Source organism: Streptomyces physcomitrii (genome assembly GCF_012273655.1).
Classification (GTDB): domain Bacteria; phylum Actinomycetota; class Actinomycetes; order Streptomycetales; family Streptomycetaceae; genus Streptomyces; species Streptomyces physcomitrii.
Map to the genome: position 1 here is coordinate 357,175 of NZ_JAAWWP010000002.1, position 22,320 is coordinate 379,494.

The window sequence follows — 22,320 nt, forward strand, 5'->3', positions numbered from 1 at the left end:
GAGCCGCCGAACCGCCGTGTCCGCACGGGCCGTTCGGTGGCGGCAAGGACGGCAACCCGCCATGGATTTCGCACTCGACGACCGAACCCGGCAGCTGCAGGACCGGCTGCTCGCCTTCCTGGACGCGCATGTCCTCCCCGCCGAGTCCGTCCTCGCCGAGCAGCTCGCGGCGGGCGGCGACCGCTGGGCGCGGCCGGCCGTCGTGGACGAGCTGAAGGCCGAGGCCCGGCGGCAGGGACTGTGGAACCTCTTCCTGCCGCACTCCCCGGCCGGGGCCGGACTCAGCAACCTGCAGTACGCGCCGCTCGCGGAGATCACCGGCCGCAGCCCCTTCCTGGCCCCGGAGGCGCTGAACTGCTCGGCCCCCGACACCGGCAACATGGAACTCCTGGAGATGTTCGGCACCGACGTCCAGCGCAAGCAGTGGCTGGAGCCGCTGCTCGACGGCGCCGTGCGCTCGGCCTTCTGCATGACCGAGCCGGAGGTCGCCTCCTCGGACGCCACCAACATCGCCACCCGGATCGAGCGGGACGGCGACGGCTATGTGGTCAACGGCCGCAAGTGGTGGTCCAGCGGCGCCCTGAGCCCGCACTGCGAGCTGCTCGTGGTGATGGGCAAGACCGACCCGGGCGCCGAACGCCACCGGCAGCAGAGCATGATCCTGGTGCCCAAGGACACCCCGGGCGTCGAAGTCCGGCGCGGGATGACGCTGTTCGGCTACGACCACGGTCCGCACGGCGGGCACGCCGAGATCGTCTTCCGGGACGTACGGCTGCCCGCCGAGGCGCTGCTCGGCGAGGAGGGCGGCGGCTTCGCGATGGCGCAGGCGCGGCTCGGGCCCGGCCGCATCCACCACGCGATGCGGCTGATCGGCATGGCCGAGCGGGGAGTCGAGCTGATGTGCCGCCGGGTGGTCTCCCGGGTGGCCTTCGGCAGCGCGCTCGCCGAGCAGGGCGTCGTCCAGGAGTGGATCGCCGAGGCCCGGGTGCGGATCGAGCAGGCCAGGCTGCTGGTCCTGAAGACGGCCTGGCTGATGGACACCGTCGGCAACAAGGGCGCCCACACCGAGATCCAGTCCATCAAGATCGCCACCCCCGCGCTCGCCGAGTGGGTGCTCGGCAAGGCCATCCAGGCGCACGGCGCGGGCGGTGTCTCGCAGGACTTCCCGCTGGCCGAACTCTGGGCGCACGCCCGGTCGTTGCGCCTGGCCGACGGCCCCGACGAGGTGCACCGCCGCTCCCTGGCCCGGCGCGAACTGCGCCCCTACCGCGACGCCGCCCGCACCGCCTGAACTTCCGCGGCGACATCCCCGCGGGGCGGAATACGAAACCGCGACCGCCCCCGCGGAAATCACAGCCCCGTAACAAGAAAGCACTGAGGGAGAAACCATGTCCGATCTCACCGTCGAAAGAGTACGTTCGGCATTCGAGGCGCTCGGCTCGGGTGACCGCGACCGCATGCTGGAGTTCTGGGACGAGAACGTACGCTTCGAAATCCCCGGCAATCACGTACAGTCCGGCTGGCACGAGGGGCTCGACGCATTCCTCGGATTCCTGGGCACCGTCGGGGAACTCTCCGGCGGCAGCTACAAGGCCGAGAACCTCACCATCACGGTGAACCCGGAGGACGGCTACTCGGTCGACGTGAACACCAACTGGGCGCTGCGCGCGGGCGCCCCCGAGGACAGCACCTCGCCGTACCACCTGCTCGACGTGACCGCGATGCACCTGCTGCGCTGGGAGAACGGCCGCATCATGGAGGGCCGCGGCGTGATCCTGGGCGACGGCCCCTCGACCTCCGCGCTGTGGTGGTCCCCGATCGGCCCGGACGGCAGGCGCGCCGCCTGAGCCGCCTCGCACCGCACCGGCCCCCGCCCCGAGGAATTCCGAACTCGCGGGCGGGGGCCGGTTTTTGTCTTTTCCTGACCGGAGCCCCCGCGATGACGACACTCAGTCGCCGGACCCTGTCCGCCCGTATTCCCGGAGTACCAAAAGTAAGGGGTACTGGGTACTGGCCGTACTGCCCGAGCGGCATTGCCCGGAAATAGCCTTACGGAAGTGGATGTGGCCGGAGACGGATCGGCCGATACATCGAGGGGGAATATGTGTCCGGGGAACTCGTGAAACCGTATGACGGCGTCGTCGTGACCGGAATCGGCACCATGCTGCCGAACACCACCACCGTCGGGGACTTCTGGCACAACATCTCCGGCGGCCACTCGCAGGTCGGGCCGCTCACCCGCTTCGAGGGCGCCGCGCACGGACTGCCGGTGCACGCGGCGGCCGAGCTGAACGACTTCGACCACCGCCCCTACCTGCCCGAGCTGCGCGAGTCGCACGCGGCCAAGTACACCCGCGAGATCCTCATCGCGATGTCCGCGGTCGAGCAGGCCCGCCGGGACGCCGGCCTCGCGACCGGGGACCTGGACCCGCGCCGGGTCTCGCTGATCATGTCCTCCTCGCGGGGGCCCTTCGCCTGGTGGCAGCAGGTGCTCTCCGGGGCGCGCGAGGACGGCTTCGCCGACAAGGGCGCGATGTTCCGCGGGCTGCCCGGCTGCGCCGCCTCGCTGGCCGCGATCTACACCGGCACCCAGGGGCTCGTCACCACCGTCAGCAACGCCTGCGTCGGCGGCCACCAGGCCATCGGCCTCGCGCTCAACGAGATCCGCTCCGGCGCCGCGGACGCCGTCCTGGTCGGCGGCCACGAGTTCCCGATCGTGCCCGAGGTCGCCAAGTGCTACCACGCCACCGGCAGCGGGGTGATGTCCACCGAGCAGGAGGACCCCCGGCGCGCGGTGCGCCCCTACAACCGCGACCGGGAGGGCTTCGCCCTCGGCGAGGGCTCCGTGGTGCTCTGCCTGGAGCGCGAGTCCACCGCCCGCGCCCGCGGCGCCCGCGTCTACGCCGAGGTGCTCTCCGCCAAGTCCCTCAACGAGGCCGCGCACGCCACCACCATGGACCTCACCGGCAAGGTCACCGGCGCCCTCGTCCACGAACTCCTGGAGGACGCGGGCCGCCACCCCGAAGAGGTCGACTACTACTGCGGCCACGGCACCGCCACGTACTACAACGACATCGCCGAGACCCGGGCGCTGCGCGCGCTCTACCCCTCGCGGGACGACGGCGAGCTGCCGCCGCTCAGCTCCAACAAGCCGATCTACGGGCACACCTTCGGCATCGCCGGGATCATCAACGCCGCCGCCACCAGCCTGATGATCCACCACCAGGCCATCGCGCCGACCATCAACTTCACCGACCCGGACCCGGAGTGCGACCACGACCACGTCGTCGAGGGGCTGCGCCCGGCCCCGCTCGACCTCGCCGTCTCGCTCTCCTTCGCCTTCGGCAGCCAGACCGCCGTCCTCGCCCTGGGAGCCGCCCGATGAGCCCCGAGATCCACTCCGGCCCGGAGGAACTGGTCCGCGCCCTGGTCCGCCCCGGCGACCATCTGCACCTCGCCGCCACCCCGGCCCGCCCCAACGCCCTCGGCTACGCGCTGGCCCGGGTCTTCGGCACCGGCGGCCACTTCACCGTGAGCACCACCGGCTACCACTCCAGCGCACACGCCCTGACCCTCGCGGGCGCGGTCGACAAGGTCATCGCGGGCTTCCTCGGCGACACCTATCCCTCGCCCCGGCCCAACAAGCTCTACCAGCACGTGGCCGAGGGCGAGCCCTTCACCTTCGAGCCCTGGTCGCTGCTGAGCTACACCCAGCGCCTGTTCGCGGGCGCCACCGGGGCCCCGTACGCGGTCACCGCCTCGCTGTCCGGCACCGACCTCGCCGAGGGCAAGGGCGCGGACCTGCTGCGGGTGCCCGATCCGGCGCGCCCCGGCGAGGAGCTGACCCTGGTCAGCGCGCTGCGCCCGGACCTGACCCTGGTGCACGGCGTCTGCGCCGACCCGGAGGGCAACATCGCCATGGTCCCGCCACTCGGCGAGGGGCCCTGGGCCGCGTACGCCGCGCGGCGCGGGGTGATCGCCTCGGTGGAGCGTCTGGTCTCCAGCGAGGAACTGCGCGCCATGGCCGACCGGGTGGTGATCCCCGGGCAGCGCGTCCTCGGCCTGTGCGAGGCCCCGCTCGGCGCGCACCCGCAGTCGCTGCGCACCGCGGGCCTGGCCGGAGTCGCCGGGTACCTCGACGACTACGCCTTCCTGGAGGAGATCGTCGACGACTGCCGGGCCGAGAGCCGCGGCCGCGACTGGTACGCGCGCTGGGTCGCCGGCACCGGTTCGCACCAGGGCTATCTGGACCTGCTCGGCACCGGGCGCCGCCGGGAGCTGGAGGCCGCCGAGCCCTCCTGGCGCCGCACGCCCCCGCCGCCCGTGCCCCGGCCCGCCGCCCCCGACCCGGCCGAACTGCCCGCCACCGAGCAGGAGCGGCTCATCGTGCTCGGCGCCCGCGCGGTCGCCGACCGGGTGCGCGGCGGCGGCTACGACACCCTGCTCGCCGGGATCGGCTCCTCGCACCTGGCCGCCTGGCTGGCCGCCGAGCAGTTGCGGGCCAGCGGCCACCAGGTCAAGGTGATGGCCGAACTCGGGCAGTACGGATTCGTCCCCGAGCACGGCGACGTCTTCCTGTTCAGCCTGCGGCACGCGGCAAGCGCCGAGGCGCTCAGCGGCATCCCGGAGATCCTCGGCGGCATGGTCGCGGCCAACCCGCGCGCCCTCGGGGTGCTCGCCGCCGCGGAGGTCGACGAGAGCGGCACCCTGAACACCAGCCGGAGCCCCGACGGCCGCTGGCTGACCGGCTCCGGCGGCGCCAACGACATCGCCGCCACCGCCGACTGCGTCGTCATCGCCCCGGCCTCGCCGCGCCGCTATGTCCCCCGGGTCGCCTACCGCACCAGCCGGGGCGACCGGGTCCTCGAAGTGGTCAGCCAGTTCGGGCGGTTCCTGCCCGCCGGGCCCGGCGCCGGCTTCCGGCTGGCGAGCTTCCTCACCGGGCCGGACGGGGACCAGCCCGCCGCCGACGAGGCCGCCCACCGCGAGCGTGCCGCCGCGGCCGAGGTGGCCGCCCGCACCGCCTGGACGGTGCCGGTCGCCGGGGTGGTGGAGGAGAAGCCGGTCACCGCCGAGGAGCTGGAGCTGCTGCGCTCCCTCGACCCCGAGGGCCGCTACCGCTGAACAGGGCCGCCGAGCCGCCGCGGGCCCCGCACCCGGGGCCCGCCCCCTTCCCGTACCCATCGAAGGAGATCCACCCGCATGTCCGCACCGTCCACCGTGGCCGAGGCCACCAAGGGTATGAACTGGACCGGATCGGGGCTGCACTTCAGCGGCCTCGGCCACTACTACCCCCGCGAGCTGGTCCGCAACGAGGGCGAGGTCAGCATCGGGGGCCGCACCTACTCCCCCCAGGCCGTCGAGGAGCTGGGGGTGAAGAGCCTGCACCGGGCCGACGAGGAGGAGAGCGTCGCGTACATGGCCGAGCAGGCCGCGCGCAACGCCCTCGCCCGGGCCGGACGCGAGCCCGGCGAACTGGACCTGGTGATCCTCGCCAACTGGACCGACCGGCAGTGGATCCCGGAGATCGGCCCGGAGGTCACCGCCCGGCTCGGCGCCGACCGCGCGCTCTCCTTCGACGTCTGCGGGGCCTGCACCGGCTTCGTGCACGGCGTGCAGGTCGCCGCCGCCATGCTGGCCGCGCAGCCCACCTGGAAGCGCGCGGTGGTGGTCGCCGCCGACCGCTTCACCCGGCGGGCCCGCCCCGGCACCCGCGGCCAGCTGATCTTCGGCGACGCCGCCGGAGCCGTCGTCCTGGAGCGCGGCGAGGCCGACCGGGAGGGGCTGCTGCGGTCCACCCTCGCCTGCGACGCCTCCCAGGCCGACACGGTCGCCGCCCGGGACGGCTGGCTGCGCCCGCGGCCCGAGCTGATCGAGCTGGCCATCGGCTCCAGCCTGAAGGTGGCCGGCTCGCTCCTGGACAGCGGCGGCATCGGCGTACCGGACCTGGACTGGCTGATCCCGCATCCCGGCAACAACGCCATCCACGCCGGGGTCAAGAGCGGGCTCACCCTGCCGCCGGAGAAGTTCCTCACCAACTTCGCGGAGCGCGGCAACACCGGCTGCGCCTCCATCCCCATCGCGCTCTCGGAGTTCTCCGAGGCCAACCTCGTCAAGCCGGGCGACCTGGTGCTCTCCACCGCGGTGGGCTCCGGCTGGTACTACGGAGGGCTGCTGTTCCGCGTATGAGCACCGACACCGCCGCAGCCGCGGCACCCGAAGAGCACGGCGCGGGCGAGCCGCCGGTCCTGATCGTCGGCGCGGGCCCGGTCGGCCTGGTCGTCGCCTGCGAACTGCTGCGCCGCGCGGTACCCGTGCGCGTGGTCGACAAGCACCGCAGCACCACCGACGCCTCCAAGGCCATCATCGTCTGGCCGCGCACCCTGGAACTGCTCGAAGGCACCGGGGTGGCCCGGGAGATGGCCGCGGCCGGGCACCCGCTGGACGGGGTCCGGTTCTGCTCCAGCGGGAAGCAGATCGGCGCGGTGGACGTCACCGCGCTGCGCGACTCGCCCTTCAACCACATCCTGATGCTGCCGCAGTGGGAGACCGAGCGGATCCTGCTCGCCCGCTTCAGCGCGCTGGGCGGCAGCATCGAATGGGGCACCGAGGTCCTGGAGGTGCGCTCCGGGCCCAAGGCCGCGACCGCGGTCCTGCGGCACGCCGACGGACAGGTCGAGACGGCCCGCGCGCCCTGGCTGGTGGGCGCCGACGGCGCGCACAGCACCGTACGCAAGCAGCTCGGCATCGCCTTCGACGTCACCTCGCCGCAGGCCGTCTTCGCCATCGCGGACGCCCCCGTCGAGGGCCCGGTCGACGAGCGGCGGCTGCACTACTTCTACTCGCCGCGCGGCGCGATGGGCGTCGGGCCGCTCGGCGGGGGCGTGTTCCGCTTCGCGGTCAGCGTGCGGGACGGGCAGCAGCCGGACAAGGAGCTGTTCCAGCGGGCCCTGGACGAGCGGGCCGGTCCCCTCGGCCGGGTCGGCGACCCCAAGTGGAGCGCCACCTTCCAGGTCCGCTGCGCCACCGCGGCCGCCTTCCGCTCCGGCCGCGCCTTCCTGGTCGGCGACGCCGCCCATGTGCTCAGCCCGGCGGGCGGCCAGGGCCTCAACACCGGGATCCAGGACGCCGTCAACCTCGGCTGGAAGCTGGCCGCCGTCCAGCGCGGAAGCCTCGGCGCGAAGGTCCTCGACAGCTACGACCGCGAGCGCCGGGAGGCCGTGGAGCGGGTCAGCGGCACCACCGACCGGCAGACCCGCTGGGGCCTGCTGCGGCAGCCCGCCAAGGTCGCCCTGCGCGACCTCCTGGTCCGCGCCGCCGCCCGCACCGGCATCCTCCAGCGCGCCCTGGCCCCGCTGTTCAGCCAGACCGACCTGTTCTACGGGGAGACCTCCGCGAGCTGGCCGGTACGCGCCTGGCGCTACCCCGAGGTCCGCCCGGGCGCCCGGCTGCCGCACCTGGCGCACCTCGCGGGCGGCGGCGACGGACCCGGCGACCCGGCGCTGCCCCTGCTGGTGCTCTCCCCCGGCGGCGCGGCCGGGCGGACCTGGACCGGCGTACGCGCCGCGCTCCTCGCCGAGCTGCCCGCCGGGCTGCGGATCCTCGAACTCGACGGCCGGGACCGGGCGCACCGCGCCCTGGCCGCGCTGCTCGGCTCCGCGCCCACCGCCCTCCTGGTCCGCCCCGACGGGCATCTGCTCGCCCGGGCCGAGGCCACCCGCCCCGCCGCGCTCTCCGCCGCCCTGGCGGAACTGGGCGCCACCACCGCCGAGGAGGAACGCCATGCGGTCCACAGCTGAGCCCGCCCCGCCCGTCCGCGAGGACCGCGGCCCGGTCTGCGCGGGGGGCGGCACCGCCTTCCGTTCGGCCCTGTGGACCGGCTACGAGGGCGTCCTCATCCCGCCCGCCCGGGACCTGCTGCGGCAGTTCGCGCTCCGGGTGCACGTCCCGCACCACGCCTTGCGCGAGGCGATGCGGGAGGTGACCCGGCGGCGCGGGCTCGCCCCCGCCGCGGACGGCGGACTGCCGGGCGGGGCCGACGAGGAGTGGGCCCGTGCCGTCGAGGAGGAGCTGGAGAGCGCCTACGGGGTGGTGTGCGAACTCTCGGGCTTCCGGGAGAGCTGGATGGAGCTGTGCCGCCCGCAGCGCCACTGGATCGACTGCCTCACCGAACTGCGCCGCCAGGGCGTCTACCTCGGCCTGTTCACCTCCACCCCGGCCGCCCAGGAACCGGGGTGGCTGCGCCTGATCACGCCCGCCCTCTTCGACGCGGTGGTCGCCTGGCCCGAGGGCAGGACCGACGGCGTACCGCTGTCCCGGGCCGAGCAGACCGGCGGCCACGGGCCCGTCGACTGCCTGCTCTTCGACGCCCTGGAGCACCGGCGGGCCGCCGCCAGGTCGGCGGGCTGGCGGGTGCTCTCCTACGACGCCGGGGTGAGCGAGGTCGAACGCGCCCTCGCCGACAGCTGCCCGGCCGCCGACTGAGCACCCGGCTCCCTCTCGCCCGGCCCCCTTCCGCATCCGACTGACGTCTGGAGTACCCGAGTTGAGCGTCCACGAGCACCCCGAGGCCGTGCTGCGGCCCGAGCTGTCCTTCGACCGCACCGTCAGCCGCCGCCTGGTCCACCGCTTCGGCCTGGAGGAGGTGTTCCTCACCGACTTCCAGTCCCTGGAGAAGGACGGCCCCTTCCTCGCCGCCGCCCGGCTGCCCCGGGCCCACGCCTACTACGGCGACCACCTCGGCCACCCCCGCGCCCACGACCCGCTCGCCGTCTTCGAGTGCGTGCGCCAGGCGCTGCTGTGCGCCACCCACCTGCACCACGACGCCCCCACCGGCACCAAGGCGATCACCGCCGAGTGCCGCCTGGAGATCACCGACCCGGCGGCGCTGCTGCTGCGCGCCGGGGACGAGCGCGGCTACGACCTGGAGCTGCGCGGCCGGGTCGACCTGGCCAAGCACCACGAGGGCGTGCTGTCCCGGGTGGTGCACGCCGTCGAGGTCCAGCTCTGCGGGGCCAAGGTCGGCACCGTCACCGTCGACACGGCCCTGCGGCCCCCGGCGGTCTACGAGAAGATCCGCCTGAAGGACCGCAGCACCACGCCCCCGATGTCCGACCGGCTGGGCCACCAGGAGACGCCGAGCGACCTCCCGGCCCATCTGGCCGGGCGCCGGGACGCGGACAATGTCGTCCTCACCCGCGTCGAGCCCGGCGAGGGCGCGCTGACGGCGCTGCTGCGGATCCCGGTCAGCCACACCGGCATGTTCGACCACCCGCAGGACCACCTGCCGGGCCCGGTGATGATGGAGGCCGCCCGCCAGGCCGGACTGCTGCTGCTCACCGAGGAGTTCGGCCGCACCCCCGCGAAGACCCAGCTGGTCTCGCTGACCGCGGGCTACCGGCGCTTCGCCGAACTCGACTCCCCGATCACCGTGCACGCGCAGCTCGCCCCGGGCGCCGACCCGCGGGAGGGCGCGTACGAACTGACCGTGGAGTTCCGCCAGGAGGACGCGGCGGTGGCCCGGATGGAGCTGCGGTTCGCCGCCACCGAGCGGCAGTCGGGCAAGGCGCACTCCGGCGAGGTGCCCCGTGCGCTGTGACCCGCCGCTCTACCTGAGCGCGCCCGCGGTGCTGCTCGGCGAGGGGAGCGAGAGCGCCGCCGAGGCGGTGGCCGCCGGCCTGGTCACCGCGGAGACCGCGGCCCGCTTCGGCTACCGCTCGCTGCCGCTGAGCGTCCTCGCCCCCGTCGAACTCGCCGTCGCCTGCGCCTCCCGGACGCTCGAAACCGCCGCGGTGCCGCCCGGCGAGGTCGAGCGGGTGCTGCACGCCTGGACCCACTACCAGGGCCACGACTTCTGGTCGCCCGCGCACTACGTCGCCGACCAGCTCGGCGCCGACCGGGCCGTGCCGCTCGGCATCCAGCAGATGTGCAACGGCGCGACCGCCGCCGTGGACGTCGCGGTCCGCGAGCTGCTCACCGACCCGGCCGCCGGGTGCGCCCTGGTGACCACCGCGGACCGCTTCGGGCCGCCCGGCTTCGACCGCTGGGGCGACCTCGGCGTGGCCTACGGCGACGGCGCCACCTCCGTCCTGGTCACCCGCGAGCCGCACGGCCCCGCCGCCCGGCTGCTCTCCTCGGTGACGGCCGCCGCCCCCGAGCTGGAGGGCATGCACCGGGGGGCGGAGCCCTTCGGCGCGGTGCCCCGCAGCGGCACCGAACGGCTCCGGCCGCGGGTCGCCAAGCGGCAGTTCCGGGCCGAGCGGCCGAGCGCCGACTTCGGCAAGACCTGCCGGACGGTGGTCTCCCGCCTGATCGACCAGGCCCTCGGCGAGGCCGGGATCGCCCCCGGGGACCCGCGGATCGCGGCCGTCGCGCTGCCGCGCCTCGCCTCGCACGTCCTCGACGAGGTCTACGCGCCCGCCGTCCGCGACGTCTGCCCCGCGCCGGTGCCGGAACTCGGGCGCACCAGCGGGCACTTGGGCGCCGGGGACGCCCTCGCCAACCTGGCGGAACTGCTGCCCGGCGCCGGGCGCGGGGACCTGTTCGTACTCATCGGGGCGGGCGCCGGGTTCACCTGGTCCGCCACTGTCGTGGAGGCCGCAGCATGAGCACCGCACCGACCCTCACCGCCACCGGGGCACCCGTCCCGGAGGCGGTGCCCACGCCCGCCGCGCTCTTCGACCTGAGCGGCTCGGTGGTCCTGGTCACCGGGGCCTCCGGCGGCCTCGGCGCCCGCTTCGCCTCGGTGGCCGCGGCGGCGGGCGCCCGGGTGGTCCTCGCCGCCCGCCGCGCGGAGCGCCTCGCCGAGGTCGCCGCCGACTGCCCCGGCGCCCTGGCGGTGCCCTGCGACGTGACCTCCGCCGCCGACCGGGCCCGCCTGGTGGACACCGCCGTCGAGCACTTCGGGCGCCTGGACGTGCTGGTGAACAACGCGGGCGCCGCCCGGGTGGTACCCGCCACCGAGGAGGACCCGGCGGACTTCGCCTCGCTGGTCGACCTCAACCTCTCCTCGGTCTTCGCGCTGACCCAGCTCGCGGGCGCGCGGATGCTCGCCCAGGGCTCCGGCAGCGTCGTCAACATCGCCTCGGTGTACGGGATGGTGGCCAGCGGCAGCCTCCCGCAGGCCGCCTACGCCGCGAGCAAGGGCGGACTGGTCAACCTCACCCGGGAGCTGGCCGCCCAGTGGGCCCGGCGCGGGGTGCGGGTCAACGCGATCTGCCCCGGCTGGTTCCACTCCGAGATGACCACCGGGATGCTGGACGACGAGTCCGGCAGCACCTGGGTCAACCGGCGCACCCCGATGGGCCGCTCGGGCTCGGCGGGCGAACTCGACGGCGCCCTGCTCTTCCTCGCCTCCGCCGCCAGCTCCTACGTCACCGGCGCGGTCCTGCCGGTCGACGGCGGCTACCTCGCCATCTGACCACCGCGCCCCGCGCGGGCGCGTCCGGTCGATCCACCGTCCTGCCAAGGGAGTTGCCATGGCCCCGGCGGCCCGTGCTGCCTTCTTCGACGTCGACGACACCCTCGTCCGCGTCAAGACGATGTTCAGTTTCCTCGCCTTCCACTACCGCTACCGCGGCGAACCGGACCTGGTCTACGAGCGGGCCCGCGACCGCCTGAAGTCGCTGCACCGCGAGGGCCACACCCGCGCGGACGTCAACCGGGTCTACTACCGCCTCTACCAGGGCGCCGGACACCGCGCGCTCGCCGAGGAGGGGCGCCTGTGGTTCCGGGAGTCGGAGCGCTCCGGGGACTTCTTCCACGGGCCCGCCGTCGCCGCGCTGCGCGAGCACCTCGCGGCGGGCGACCTGGTCGTCCTGGTCTCCGGCTCCTTCTACGCCCCCCTCGACCCGATCGCCGCGGCCCTCGGCGCGCACGTGGCGCTCGGCACCGAACCGCTGACCGAGGACGGCAGGCTGACCGGCGAGGTCGTCGAGCCGATGATCGGCGCCGGCAAGGGCCGGGCCGCCCGGCGCCTGGCCGAGGAGCGCGGACTCGACCTCGCCGAGTGCTGGGCCTACGGCGACCACGCCAGCGACCTGGAGCTGCTCACCTCGGTCGGCCACCCGGTCGCGGTCGGCGACGACCCGGTGCTCACCGCCCGGGCCACCGAACACCGCCACTGGGGACGGCTGCCCGGCATCGAACTGCCCTCGGCGGTCTGACCCCGGCCCCCGGCGGGACCACTTGTGCGGGGTCCCGCCGCCCACGGCGCTCCGGCGGCCCCTTCCGTACGGAGCGCCGTTCCGCCGCGGCGGGCGACCGGAGTCAGCCGGTACGCCCCCGTCGGCGAACCGGCGGGCGGTGCCGTTCCCCCAGCGGCACCGCCCGCCGCACCTCGCCCGGCCGCCCGACTCCCGCGCCGGGCACGGGAGTTCAGCCCTCTTGCCGGGTACGGGACCTCAGCGCTCTCGCCCGGTACGGGAGTTCGGCTCCCGCCCGCGTACCCGCGCACGGGAGCCCGCGCACCGCAGCACCGCAGCACCGCAGCACCGCAGCACCGCAGCACCGCAGCACCGCAGCACCGCAGCACCGCAGCACCGGCGGGCCCGGTCACCGGCCAGCGGCGTACCTGCGCAGGTCAGCCCAACCCCCCTGCCCCGTAAGGGAGTTCAGACCAGTCGCCGGGCCGTCGCCCAGCGGGTCAGCTCATGGCGGTTGGAGAGCTGGAGCTTGCGCAGCACCGCCGAGACATGGGACTCGACCGTCTTCACCGAGATGAAGAGCTGCTTGCCGATCTCCTTGTAGGCGTAGCCGCGGGCGATCAGCCGCAGCACCTCGCGCTCGCGCTGGGTCAGCCGGTCCAGGTCCTCGTCGACCGGCGGCGCGTCGGTGGAGGCGAAGGCGTCCAGGACGAAGCCCGCGAGGCGCGGCGAGAACACCGCGTCGCCCTCCTGGACCCGGAAGACGGAGTCCACCAGGTCGGCGCCGGTGATGGTCTTGGTGACATAGCCGCGGGCGCCGCCGCGGATCACCCCGATCACGTCCTCCGCGGCGTCCGAGACGGAGAGCGCGAGGAAGCGCACCGGCCGCTCGGCGTCCGCCGCCAACGCGGCGCAGCGGCGCAGGACTTCGACCCCGCCGCCGCCCGGCAGATGCACATCGAGCAGCACCACCTCGGGCCGCACCGCGGTGATCACGGTGACCGCCTGGTCGACGTCGGCGGCCTCGCCGACCACCTCCACGCCGGTCTGCTCGGTCCGGCCGATCTCCGCCTGCACCCCGGTACGGAACATCCGGTGGTCGTCGACGAGGACGACCCGCACCCGCCGCCCGGGGCCCGCGGCCCCCTGTGTACCGTCCGCACCGTCCGCCGACCGGTTCGACTCGCTCATGACGCCGCCTCCGCCCTCTCCATCTCCAGCTCGACCTCGGTGCCGCCGTCCGGCACCGCACGCAATCGCGCGGTGCCGCCGTTGCGCCGCATCCGTCCGATGATCGACTCCCGTACTCCCATGCGGTCGGCGGGCACCGCGTCGAGGTCGAGGCCGGGGCCCCGGTCGCGCACCGAGACGAACACCCGGGCCCCCTCCACCTCGGCGTACACCTGCACCGCGCCGCCCTCGCCACCGTACTTGGCCGCGTTGACCATCGCCTCGCGCGCGGCCTGGACCTGGGCCGCGAGCCGGTCGTCCAGCGGGCAGTCGCCGACCACGACCACTTCGAGCGGGACGCCGTGCTTGTCCTCGACCTCGGCCGCGGTGCGCTTCACCGCGGCGGCCAGGGTGTCCGGCTCCCGCTCGTCCTCGGCCTTGCCGCGGCCCATGCCCTGGTAGAGCCACTCGCGCAGCTCGCGCTCCTGGGCCCGGGCCAGCCGCCGCACCTCGTTCGCGCGGTCCGCGTTGCGCTGTATCAGGGTCAGCGTGTGCAGCACCGAGTCGTGCACATGGGCCGCGACCTCGGCGCGCTCCTGGGCGCGGATGCGCATCAGCCGCTCCTCCGAGAGGTCCTGCGCCATCCGCACCAGATACGGGCCCGCGAGCAGCGCGATGCCCACCAGCACCGCGAGCGCCGCCTGCAGGATCGAACCGAGGTGCTCGGCCGAACCCTGGAGGACGAAGATGCCGGTGACCCCGGTGCCGACCAGCACCACCCCGGCCGCCGAGCGCAGCAGCGTCAGCACCCGGCGGCGCCGCCCGGCCTGGATCCAGCGGGCCCGGCGGGCGTTGTCGGCCTGCCGCCAGACCAGGGCCACGCCCGCGCCGACGAGCAGGGTCGGCCAGAGGTAGGCGTTGGCCGGGCCGCCCAGGTCGACCTTGCTGACGAAGACCGCCGAGACGATGACCATCGCGATCAGCGCGACGATCTGCCCCTTGTCCGGCTTGCGCGCCACCAGGCGCCGCCGCCCGTCCGGCGCGGTCTCGGCCCGGCGGCTCTCCTCCACGCCGCCGACGCCGAGCGGGACGAAGAACCAGAAGGCCGCGTACAGCAGCGCGCCGAGCCCGTCCACCAGGAAGAGACCGGTGAAGGCGAGCCGCACCCAGACCACGGGCAGCCCGAGGTGCCCGGCGAGCCCCCGCGCCACCCCGCCGAGCCAGCGGCCGTCACTGCTCCGGTAGAGCTTGCGCGGGGGCCGCGCGGTCTCCTCGGGCGCTGCGGCGGCTTCCTGCATGGCACCGATCGTCACATGCCCGCGCGGGCACCGGCATCAGGGTCGGCCCCTGAGACTCCCCTGACCCGGACGGACTCCCGGTCCGCCCGCGGTGACCGGGGAGAACTCAGGGTTCAGCCAGGGTCGGCCCGGCTCCCGCGGCGGCCCGGCGGCCGTCACCATGGAGGCATGACGGATCAGCACCCACCAGGACCGGGTCCGGCGCGCGGCAGCGGCGCCGGACCCCGCACCGCCGCACCGCCACCACCGGCGGCGGACACCGGACGGGTGCCCGGGGCGGACCGGCTGCGCCGGGACCGGGGCCAGAAGGTGCTCGGCGGTGTCTGCGGCGGACTCGGCCGCCACTACGACATGGACCCGGTGATCTTCCGGATCGTGCTCGCGGTGCTCTCCGTCACCGGCGGCCTCGGCCTGGTCTGCTACGGCTTCGCCTGGCTCTTCGTCCCGCTGGACGGCGAGGAGGAGAACCAGGCCCGCAGGCTGCTCTCCGGCCGGGTCGACGGACCGGCGCTGACCGCCGTGCTCTGCGCCCTGGTGGGCACCGGCCTGTTCCTGTCGATGATGAAGAACAGCTCCGTCTTCACCTTCGCCATCGCCCTCGGCGTGCTGCTCGCCGCCACCGGCTACTGGTCCCGCCACCGGGACGCCGAGGAGTCTCCCGCCCCCTCCGACGCCCCCAGCCAGGAGAAGACCGCCACCACCGCCTCGGTCTACGGCGGCGCTCCCCCGGAGGCGCAGAAGCCCCCCGTACCGGGCCGGATCCCCTCCTGGTGGCGGGAGCCCATCGTCAAGGACGGCACCCACATCGGCGGCACCGGCTACCTCTGGGGCCCCGCGGGACTGGACGACCCCGCCTCGGTCCCCGGCGCCCTGCGCAGCGCCTACCCCCCGCACCGCGGGGCGCCGCCGCCCGCGCCCAAGCCCCGCGAACCCCGCTGGATCGGCGGCTGGCTCTTCCTGCTCACCCTGCTTGCGGGCGGCCTCGGCACCGGCCTGACCTGGCAGCACCTGAACCTCAGCGGCACCCTGCAGACCGGCCTCGCGGCCTCCCTCGCGGTGCTCGGCCTCGGCATCGCCGTCAGCTCCCGCTGGGGCCGCACCGGCGGCGGCTCCCTGCTGCTCGCCGTGCTCACCGCGGGCCTCCTCGCGGGCGCCGCCGCGCTGCCCCCCGAGGTCACCACCGACTGGTCCCGCACGGACTGGCGCCCCGCGAACGCCGCCGCCGTACGCCCCGAGTACCGCCTCGGCACCGGCGACGCCCGCCTCGACCTGCGCGGCGTACGGCTCACCGGGAACCGTACGGTCACCACCCGCGCCGAGGTGGGCGCCGGGCGGCTGCGGGTGATCGTCCCCCCGGGCGCGACCGTCCGGCTGCACGCCACCACCGGCGTCGGGGACATCCAACTCCCCGGCCAGGACCAGCGCGACGTCGACATCGCCCCCGGAAAGCAGGAGGACTTCGTGCTGCGCCCCACCGCCAGGACCCCCGACCGCGGCACCCTCGCCCTCGACCTGCACGTCGCCCTCGGCCAGGTGGAGGTCAGCCGTGCGTCATGACTTCGGCCCCGGCAAACTCCTCGCCGGCCTGGTCCTCCTCACCACCGCCCTCCTCTACCTCGGCGACGCCGCCACCTGGTGGCACCTCCCCTGGTACGCCGTACTCCCCCTCATCTGCGGCGGCCTCTTCCTCTCGGCGACGGTGGCGGTCGTGGGGGTGGGGGTACGGCGGAGGGGGAGGCGGCGGGCGGGGAGCGCGGACGGGTAGTCGGGGTGGTCGGCGCAGTCGGGGCGGCTCCCCGTCGAGACCCCGCTGCGGTCAGCCCGCCACCGCGCGTGCCAGCAGCGTGCCGACGGTCTCGCCCGCCGGGGGCGCCAGGACGGTCACGCTCACCTCGCGGAAGCCGTGGCCGCCGAGGATCGCCCGCCACTCGGCGGGGGTGTGGTCGTGCCGGATACCGGAGTTGCCGGGCGGCGGCTTCCGGCTCGCCGGCGGCGCGTGCGAGAAGGCCAGCACGCCGCCCGGTGCCAAGTGGGCCCGTACCGCGGGAAGCAGCCTGCCCGGGTCGGTGAACCAGACGGCGCCGAAGACCGAGAGCACCACGTCGAAGGTCTCGGCGGTCCCGTCCAGGAAGTCCACCGCCTCCGCGGTGCGGAAGTCCAGTCCCGGCAGGTGCCCCCAGCGCCCCTCCGCGGCGGCCTTGCGGCTCGGGGCGATGTCGACCCCCGTACCGAGGGCACCGAGCGCGGCGAGGTGCGCGAGGTTGTCGCCCCCGCCCGACCCCAGCTCCAGGACCCGGCGGCCCGCGAGGGGGCCGAGGATCTCCTCCGCCGGTCCGTGGTCGGGGTACTGGGTCCAGTTGAGCCAGGTCTTCTCACCCCGGGCGTTCACGGAGCGGCGGGGCCTGCTCCCGGCGGCGAACCGCTCCCAGGCCTCGGCCGACGACATGTCCATTCCGCCTCCTCCGCACGGCATCCTGCCCACCGCACGGGCCGAGGTCGACATCGGAACAAGCCGCACTGCGGGACACGCCTCCGGCCGCACAGCTCCCAACCGCCGCGCCCCGCAAGGAACTTCACCTCCGCGGAAGGGCTGCGCCGGGAGGGGACCGACGCAGCCCGCTCTGGGGGCGGCGTTCACCGCCGGGCTCCCGCCGCCCGGCTCTCACCGGTGGGCGGTCAGCGTTCGCCCTCGGACGCCGGGGGCTCGTACGCGGGTGGCCGTCTGCGGTGGCGGAGCCAGGCGTCGGCGGAGAGGAGCGGGGTGCCCGCGAGGATCAGGGGGAGCCAGGCCATCAGGTACGCGAGGTCGTTGCCGTAGTAGTACGGCTCGGTCGTCCAGCTCACCGTCAGCCACAGGCTCAGCGAGATCAGCGCGCCGCCGAGGGCCGCGAGCCGCCCGAGGAGGCCGAGCAGGATGCCGAGGCCGACGGCGAGTTCGCCCAGGCCGATGGCGTAGCCGAAGCCGACCGGGGACTTCAGGGCGAGGTCGACCAGCCAGGGCACCGCCGAGGTGTCGCGGACGCTGCGCATCGTCTCGCCGAGCGAACCGGGGCCGTGGGCCGACAGGAAGGTGCTGTCGGTGAGCTTGTCGAGGCCCGCGTAGACGAAGGTCACGCCGAGGAAGAGGCGCAGCGGGAGGAGGGCGTGGCGGGTGAGGAGGGCGCGGAGCGAGTGGCCGGTCCGGGGGTCGGGGGCGGACCGCCCGGTCCGAGGGTCGGGAGCGGACCGGCCGGTGGCTCCGCGGGGGAAGCGGTCGCCCCGGTGCTCGCCGGGGGTGCCGCGGGTGTCCTCGCCGGGATCGCCGCCGGTGTCCTCGCCTCTGCTGTGGGCCATCGTCCGACCGCCTCTCCCGCCGGGCCCCGGTGGCCCGTCGAAGGACGGTACGTACGCCGGTTCCGGCCCGTTCATTCCAGCGTACGACGGGGTGGGAGGGGCCGCGTCCGGCCGGGGCGGGGCCGGTCAGTCCACCACGTCGATGGTGCGGCGGCCGGTCTCCAGGCCCGCGGCGGTGACCACCTGCACCTCGACCGGGCCGGGCTCGACATCGGCCGGCACCGGGACGGTCAGCACCGTGTCGGTGGGGTTGCTGAAGCCGCCGGGGACGGGGACCAGCGGGACGTGCACCTGCACGGGTCCGAGGCGTACCGCGAGGCGGGCGAGCTGCTCGGCGGTGCCCGCGCCGGGCGGCACGAAACCGGTGCCGCGGATCTCGATGTCGTCGCCGGTGCGGATCGGGCCGTCCAGGTCCCCGGCCTCGCGGGAGCGCACCACGGAGAGGATCACCGGCCGTCCGCCCGCGGTGCAGGCGGCCCCGGCGAAGACGGCCGCCGAGACCAGCACCAGGAGCACCACGGCCCAGGGCAGCGGGGGCAGCTCGCGCGGGCTCCGGGCCAGCAGTACGCAGCCGAGGACGAGCCCGGCCCCGCCCACCACCACGTACTGCGCCCGGGCCCAACTGCCGTGCCCCGCCTCGTCGGTGAAGAGATCGGCCCAGCGCGGCCGGTCGGCGCGGATCCGCTGGAGCCGCCCGGCGCGCACCCGTGCGGCGCGCACCCCGTCCACGGCCACCGCGACCGCCGCGAGCGCGCCGAGCAGGGTGACGAAGCCGGTGGACCGGCCGGGGCCGAGCGCGTCCAGCAGCTCCCGCCGGTCGGCCGCACCGCTCGCGGCGACGAGCTGGACGGCGAGGAGCAGCAGCGCGTAGACGGCGAGGAGCAGCCAGGCCGCCGCCACCGTCCGCGCGGCCGAGAGCCGGTTGCCGCCGCCGGTGAGCGGTGCGAGGAGGCCGCCGCGGGCGCGGTGCAGGTAGGCGGCGCCGCCGAGCAGCGCGCCGAGCGGCAGGGCGGCCACAAGTCCCGCCGTACGGGCGGTGGTCCAGCCCGCGCCGATCGCCGTGGCGGCCTCCACGAGCAGCAGCAGGACGAACCCGGTGGTCAGGACCTGGGCGGTCCGCTGCCAGAGCGGGTCGAGGCGGGCCTCGGCCTCGGCCCGGCCGCGCGCGGCGACCTGGGCGGCGGACTGGGTCAGCTCGTCGGAGACCCACTGGCGGCTCGCGCCCGCGGAGTGCGCGACGGCGGCGGGCAGGCCCTCGCCCGCGGCGAGTTCGTCCCGCCGGGCGAGGAAGCGGGCGACCGCTCTGCGGTGGCCCTCCCGGGCGCCCTTCGGGCAGTCGCCGCAGGTGCAGCCGCCCTCGTGTGCGCTCTGCCGCGCCTCCTGCACCGCCACCGGACCACTACTCCGTCGTCTGGGACCACCTGCCGTACGGCGGGGCGCTCGTGTCCGTACCCGGCCGCCGTCGGTACGGTCGACGGCCGCTGCCGATGATCGCCCGATGTGATCATGAACTTTCCTGCTGTGACTGGGAATTGTGCCGCACCCGGGGAGCGCGCGGGCACGGCGGAGGCCCCCGTGGGTGTGAAGCGGCCACGGGAGGGTTGACCTCGTACTCCCCCGGCGGGCGCGGTGCCCGCTATCCGGACACGGGGTGCTGCTCAGCGGCGTACGGGACGGTCGGCCGACCCGGTCGGCACCAGGTCCCGGGCAGTGGGTTGTGGGTCCCCGGCAGTGGGTTGTGGATCGCGGTTGTGGGTTGTGGATCGCGGGTTGTGGGTTGTGGGTCCCAGGTTGGGAACGGCTGCTGCGGCTGTGGTTCTCAGGCCAGCAGATCGGGCTCGCTGCGGCTGATCTGCTCCCACATCGGCTGGTAGTTGATCCAGGCGACGAGGTCGTGGCCGAGCTGTTCGCGGGTGGCGACCGCGCGGGCGTGGTCGATGAGGAAGGGCCGGCCGGCGGCGCGGGCCGCGAGCTGCACCTGGCAGGCGCGTTCCAGGGTCAGGAACCACCAGGCCGCCGCGTCGACCGAGTCGCCGACCGTGACCAGTCCGTGGTTGCGCAGCACCACCGCCTTGTGCGGCCCGAGCGCGGCGGCGATCCGGCGGCCCTCCTCGGTGTCGACGACCACGCCCGAGTAGTCCGGGTAGAGCGCGTGGTCCTCGTAGAAGGCGCAGGACTCCTGGGTGATCGGGTCGACGGGCTCGCCGAGCGCGGCCAGGGCGCGGCCGTGCACCGAGTGGCAGTGCGCGACGGCGACCACCTCGGGCCGGGCCCGGTGGATCTCGGCGTGCACGGTGAAGGCGGCCTGGTTCACATGGCGGCTGCCCTCGACGACCTGCCCGTCGTGATTGGCGAGAACCAGATCGCCCACCGTGAGATGGGCGAAGGGCATCCCGAAGGGGTTCACCCAGTAGTGGTCGGTGAGTTCGGGGTCGCGGGCCGTGAGATGGCCGGAGACCCCGTCCTCGTACCCGAGGCGGCCGAAGAGGCGCAGGGCACCGGCGAGGCGCTCCTTGCGGTGGCGGCGTTCGTCCTCGGGCGATTCGTGCACGGGCGGCATCGCGAACCGCAGCTGGTCGACGGGTATCGGAGTGGGCCCGTGCATCGTTCCTCCATCGCGTGCGGTGGTCCGCAGCGGAAGCTACCGGGGGCGGGCCGATCGGAACAGTCCCCGCACGCGAACACCTGCGGACGGCCGTCCGCCGCGGGAGAAGCGGAGGCGGTTCCGGGGCGCGGAGAGCACGGCAGGCGAGGGCGGTCGGGGGCCGGAAGACCGTGTGAGCAGGGGCGGTTCCGGAGGCGCGGATCGCGGTCGCGGCGGAGAAGGGCGCGGACGGGGTACAACCCTCGGCCCCGGTGGCGAGTCTGCCTCTGCGAGGCGGGGGACGTAAGCCTTCCGCCATCCACAGGCATCCGCATGGACACCCGGTCCCCGTGCGCCGTTCACCGGCGACCCGGGCCGGCGGCCGTGTCCCCCACCCAGGAGATTCCGTGCTCGTACCCCGCCATCGACTCGCCGCCCGCTGCGCCGCGGTCGCCGCCCTGCTCACCGCGCCCGTGGTGGCCCTGTCCGCCCCGGCCTCCGCCGACGGCGGGCGGGCCGCGGAACCCGCCGCCGTCCAGGCGGACTTCGACCACGACGGTCTCGCGGACGTGACGGCCTCCTCGCCCGCCGGTTACCAGTCCGTCCGGTACGGGGGTACGGACGGCCGGAACCAGACCGTGACGGTGGACCCCGCCCGCAGCACCGCCCGCGACCTGGACGAGGACGGCTACGCGGACCTGGTCTCCGGCGACACCATCCGCTGGGGCTCCGCCGAGGGGCTGACCGAGGCGGCGCTCACCATCCCCGCCGACCAGCAGTTCGGCGGCAGCGGCGTGACCTCGGGCGACTTCGACGGGGACGGCCACGCCGACCTCGTGGCGCAGAAGAAGGACGCCGAGGAGTGGGGCGATCTGCGCGTCCTGTACGGGCCGTTCACCCGCGAGGGCACCGCCAGCCGCTCCTCCGACCTGTCGACCGGCCGCACCTTCGACCCGACCCGGATGGTCTCCGGCGACATCACCGGCGACGGCCGCGACGACCTGGTCACCCTGCACGCCTTCGAGGAGATGTCGGAGTCCTCGCAGTTCTGGGCGGGCGGCGCGGACGGCCTGGCCACCAAGTCCACCACGCTGCCGGACGCCGCGTCCGCGGCCATCGGCGACGTGGACGCGGACGGCTACGGCGACCTGGTCATCCGCACCGTGCCGGGCGGCGTCGTGGAGAACCTCCCCTACGACGCGGGCACCGTGAAGGTCCTCTACGGCACCGCCAAGGGCCCCTCCACCAGCCGTACGACCACGCTCACCCAGGACTCCGCCGGGGTGCCGGGCGTGAGCGAGGACGGCGACCAGTTCGGCTACGACCTCGCGGCGGCCGATGTGAACGGCGACGGCTACGCCGACGTGGCCGCGGGCGTGCCCTACGAGGACCTGACCGCCAAGGGCAGGCCGGTCAAGGACGCGGGCTCGGTGGTGCTCCTCAGGGGCGGCGCGAAGGGCCTCACCGGCACCGGCGCGCAGGCCGTGCACCAGGACACCGCCGGGGTCCCCGGGGCCGCCGAGAGCAAGGACTACTTCGGCAGCGCCCTGTGGACCGGCGACACCGACGGCGACGGCCACCCGGACCTCGGGGTCGGCGCGCCCGGCGAGGACACCTCCAACGCGGACACCGGCGCGGTCTGGCTGCTGCGCGGCTCCCCGGCGGGCCTGACCTCGGAGGGCTCGACCGCCTTCAACCCGGCGGAGATCGGCGCCCCGGACGCCGACGCCCGGCTCGGCAGCGACTTCGCCGGCTGAGGCGGGATCCACCAGCGGGATCCACGAGCTGAAGC

20 protein-coding genes are annotated in these 22,320 nt (G+C 75.0%); 14 read left to right on the top strand and 6 right to left on the bottom strand.

Annotation, left to right across the window (positions count from 1 at the left end; genetic code table 11):
• Positions 1 to 61 precede the first annotated feature (61 nt).
• The 11 genes from HFV08_RS04745 (at position 62) to HFV08_RS04795 (ending at position 12,164) form a co-directional block, all read left to right on the top strand.
• Positions 62 to 1,291: an acyl-CoA dehydrogenase family protein gene (locus tag HFV08_RS04745; protein WP_168536172.1), complete on the top strand. Its 1,230-nt coding sequence runs from the start codon at positions 62 to 64 to the stop codon at positions 1,289 to 1,291.
• Positions 1,292 to 1,388: 97 nt separating this feature from the next.
• Positions 1,389 to 1,847 (top strand): nuclear transport factor 2 family protein, encoded by a 459-nt coding sequence (locus HFV08_RS04750; protein WP_168536174.1) that lies wholly within the window; start codon positions 1,389 to 1,391, stop codon positions 1,845 to 1,847.
• Between the two features lie 272 nt (positions 1,848 to 2,119).
• The gene (locus HFV08_RS32285; RefSeq protein ID WP_312885382.1) at positions 2,120 to 3,385 is read left to right on the top strand and encodes a beta-ketoacyl-[acyl-carrier-protein] synthase family protein; all 1,266 of its coding nucleotides are present in this window, start codon (positions 2,120 to 2,122) and stop codon (positions 3,383 to 3,385) included.
• Positions 3,382 to 5,124, top strand: coding sequence for a CoA-transferase (locus tag HFV08_RS04760; RefSeq protein ID WP_168536176.1), 1,743 nt, complete (start codon positions 3,382 to 3,384; stop codon positions 5,122 to 5,124). The genes HFV08_RS32285 and HFV08_RS04760 overlap by 4 nt, the downstream gene beginning before the upstream one ends.
• Before the next feature lie 78 nt (positions 5,125 to 5,202).
• Positions 5,203 to 6,189, top strand: coding sequence for a ketoacyl-ACP synthase III (locus HFV08_RS04765; RefSeq protein WP_246341502.1), 987 nt, complete (start codon positions 5,203 to 5,205; stop codon positions 6,187 to 6,189).
• Complete coding sequence (locus HFV08_RS04770) at positions 6,186 to 7,799, top strand: FAD-dependent monooxygenase (RefSeq protein ID WP_168536178.1); 1,614 nt, start codon at positions 6,186 to 6,188, stop codon at positions 7,797 to 7,799. Before HFV08_RS04765 ends, HFV08_RS04770 begins: the two co-directional genes overlap by 4 nt.
• The gene (locus tag HFV08_RS04775; protein ID WP_168536180.1) at positions 7,783 to 8,484 is read left to right on the top strand and encodes a hypothetical protein; all 702 of its coding nucleotides are present in this window, start codon (positions 7,783 to 7,785) and stop codon (positions 8,482 to 8,484) included. The genes HFV08_RS04770 and HFV08_RS04775 overlap by 17 nt, the downstream gene beginning before the upstream one ends.
• Before the next feature lie 61 nt (positions 8,485 to 8,545).
• Positions 8,546 to 9,598, top strand: a complete 1,053-nt coding sequence (locus HFV08_RS04780) for an AfsA-related hotdog domain-containing protein (protein WP_168536182.1) — start codon at positions 8,546 to 8,548, stop codon at positions 9,596 to 9,598.
• Complete coding sequence (locus HFV08_RS04785; RefSeq protein WP_168536184.1) at positions 9,588 to 10,607, top strand: ketoacyl-ACP synthase III family protein; 1,020 nt, start codon at positions 9,588 to 9,590, stop codon at positions 10,605 to 10,607. Before HFV08_RS04780 ends, HFV08_RS04785 begins: the two co-directional genes overlap by 11 nt.
• The gene (locus tag HFV08_RS04790; RefSeq protein WP_168536186.1) at positions 10,604 to 11,419 is read left to right on the top strand and encodes an SDR family NAD(P)-dependent oxidoreductase; all 816 of its coding nucleotides are present in this window, start codon (positions 10,604 to 10,606) and stop codon (positions 11,417 to 11,419) included. Before HFV08_RS04785 ends, HFV08_RS04790 begins: the two co-directional genes overlap by 4 nt.
• Positions 11,420 to 11,477: 58 nt before the next feature.
• Positions 11,478 to 12,164 carry an HAD family hydrolase gene (locus tag HFV08_RS04795; RefSeq protein ID WP_168536188.1) on the top strand — a complete coding sequence of 229 codons (687 nt, stop codon included), beginning with the start codon at positions 11,478 to 11,480 and terminating at the stop codon, positions 12,162 to 12,164.
• Positions 12,165 to 12,611: 447 nt separating this feature from the next.
• Here HFV08_RS04795 and HFV08_RS04800 read toward each other — a convergent pair whose 3' ends face one another.
• Both HFV08_RS04800 and HFV08_RS04805 read right to left on the bottom strand, forming a co-directional pair.
• Positions 12,612 to 13,334: a LuxR C-terminal-related transcriptional regulator gene (locus HFV08_RS04800; RefSeq protein WP_168536190.1), complete on the bottom strand. Its 723-nt coding sequence runs from the start codon at positions 13,332 to 13,334 to the stop codon at positions 12,612 to 12,614.
• Positions 13,331 to 14,611 carry an ATP-binding protein gene (locus HFV08_RS04805; RefSeq protein ID WP_168536192.1) on the bottom strand — a complete coding sequence of 427 codons (1,281 nt, stop codon included), beginning with the start codon at positions 14,609 to 14,611 and terminating at the stop codon, positions 13,331 to 13,333. Before HFV08_RS04805 ends, HFV08_RS04800 begins: the two co-directional genes overlap by 4 nt.
• A gap of 168 nt (positions 14,612 to 14,779) precedes the next feature.
• Between HFV08_RS04805 and HFV08_RS04810 the strand changes: the two genes are divergently transcribed.
• Together HFV08_RS04810 and HFV08_RS04815 are read left to right on the top strand one after the other, a co-directional pair.
• On the top strand, positions 14,780 to 16,168 hold the full coding sequence (locus HFV08_RS04810; protein ID WP_168536194.1) for a PspC domain-containing protein: 1,389 nt from the start codon (positions 14,780 to 14,782) through the stop codon (positions 16,166 to 16,168).
• Entirely contained in the window at positions 16,158 to 16,376 is a 219-nt protein-coding gene (locus tag HFV08_RS04815) for a hypothetical protein (RefSeq protein ID WP_168536196.1), read from the top strand. The genes HFV08_RS04810 and HFV08_RS04815 overlap by 11 nt, the downstream gene beginning before the upstream one ends.
• A gap of 51 nt (positions 16,377 to 16,427) precedes the next feature.
• Here the strand turns inward: HFV08_RS04815 and HFV08_RS04820 are convergent, their stop codons facing one another.
• From HFV08_RS04820 to HFV08_RS04835, 4 genes are all read right to left on the bottom strand, one after another.
• The gene (locus tag HFV08_RS04820) at positions 16,428 to 17,063 is read right to left on the bottom strand and encodes a class I SAM-dependent methyltransferase (RefSeq protein ID WP_246341503.1); all 636 of its coding nucleotides are present in this window, start codon (positions 17,061 to 17,063) and stop codon (positions 16,428 to 16,430) included.
• Between the two features lie 224 nt (positions 17,064 to 17,287).
• The gene (locus HFV08_RS04825) at positions 17,288 to 17,944 is read right to left on the bottom strand and encodes a DoxX family membrane protein (protein ID WP_246341504.1); all 657 of its coding nucleotides are present in this window, start codon (positions 17,942 to 17,944) and stop codon (positions 17,288 to 17,290) included.
• Between the two features lie 126 nt (positions 17,945 to 18,070).
• On the bottom strand, positions 18,071 to 19,336 hold the full coding sequence (locus HFV08_RS04830; RefSeq protein WP_168536198.1) for a hypothetical protein: 1,266 nt from the start codon (positions 19,334 to 19,336) through the stop codon (positions 18,071 to 18,073).
• Positions 19,337 to 19,763: 427 nt separating this feature from the next.
• The gene (locus HFV08_RS04835; protein WP_168536200.1) at positions 19,764 to 20,549 is read right to left on the bottom strand and encodes a class II aldolase/adducin family protein; all 786 of its coding nucleotides are present in this window, start codon (positions 20,547 to 20,549) and stop codon (positions 19,764 to 19,766) included.
• A gap of 386 nt (positions 20,550 to 20,935) precedes the next feature.
• Here HFV08_RS04835 and HFV08_RS04840 point away from each other — a divergent pair, with 386 nt between their 5' ends.
• Entirely contained in the window at positions 20,936 to 22,285 is a 1,350-nt protein-coding gene (locus tag HFV08_RS04840) for an FG-GAP-like repeat-containing protein (RefSeq protein WP_168536202.1), read from the top strand.
• Positions 22,286 to 22,320 lie beyond the last annotated feature (35 nt).

Bases quoted from the DNA above. Each gene is read 5' to 3' on its own strand.
- HFV08_RS04810 (WP_168536194.1), top strand. From the start codon at position 14,780: ATGACGGATCAGCACCCACCAGGACCGGGTCCGGCGCGCGGCAGCGGC.
- HFV08_RS04760 (WP_168536176.1), top strand. From the start codon at position 3,382: ATGAGCCCCGAGATCCACTCCGGCCCGGAGGAACTGGTCCGCGCCCTG.
- HFV08_RS04790 (WP_168536186.1), top strand. From the start codon at position 10,604: ATGAGCACCGCACCGACCCTCACCGCCACCGGGGCACCCGTCCCGGAG.
- HFV08_RS04800 (WP_168536190.1), bottom strand. From the start codon at position 13,334: ATGAGCGAGTCGAACCGGTCGGCGGACGGTGCGGACGGTACACAGGGG.
- HFV08_RS04765 (WP_246341502.1), top strand. From the start codon at position 5,203: ATGTCCGCACCGTCCACCGTGGCCGAGGCCACCAAGGGTATGAACTGG.
- HFV08_RS04805 (WP_168536192.1), bottom strand. From the start codon at position 14,611: ATGCAGGAAGCCGCCGCAGCGCCCGAGGAGACCGCGCGGCCCCCGCGC.
- HFV08_RS04820 (WP_246341503.1), bottom strand. From the start codon at position 17,063: ATGGACATGTCGTCGGCCGAGGCCTGGGAGCGGTTCGCCGCCGGGAGC.
- HFV08_RS04795 (WP_168536188.1), top strand. From the start codon at position 11,478: ATGGCCCCGGCGGCCCGTGCTGCCTTCTTCGACGTCGACGACACCCTC.
- HFV08_RS04825 (WP_246341504.1), bottom strand. From the start codon at position 17,944: ATGGCCCACAGCAGAGGCGAGGACACCGGCGGCGATCCCGGCGAGGAC.
- HFV08_RS04775 (WP_168536180.1), top strand. From the start codon at position 7,783: ATGCGGTCCACAGCTGAGCCCGCCCCGCCCGTCCGCGAGGACCGCGGC.
- HFV08_RS04750 (WP_168536174.1), top strand. From the start codon at position 1,389: ATGTCCGATCTCACCGTCGAAAGAGTACGTTCGGCATTCGAGGCGCTC.
- HFV08_RS04835 (WP_168536200.1), bottom strand. From the start codon at position 20,549: ATGCACGGGCCCACTCCGATACCCGTCGACCAGCTGCGGTTCGCGATG.
- HFV08_RS04770 (WP_168536178.1), top strand. From the start codon at position 6,186: ATGAGCACCGACACCGCCGCAGCCGCGGCACCCGAAGAGCACGGCGCG.
- HFV08_RS04745 (WP_168536172.1), top strand. From the start codon at position 62: ATGGATTTCGCACTCGACGACCGAACCCGGCAGCTGCAGGACCGGCTG.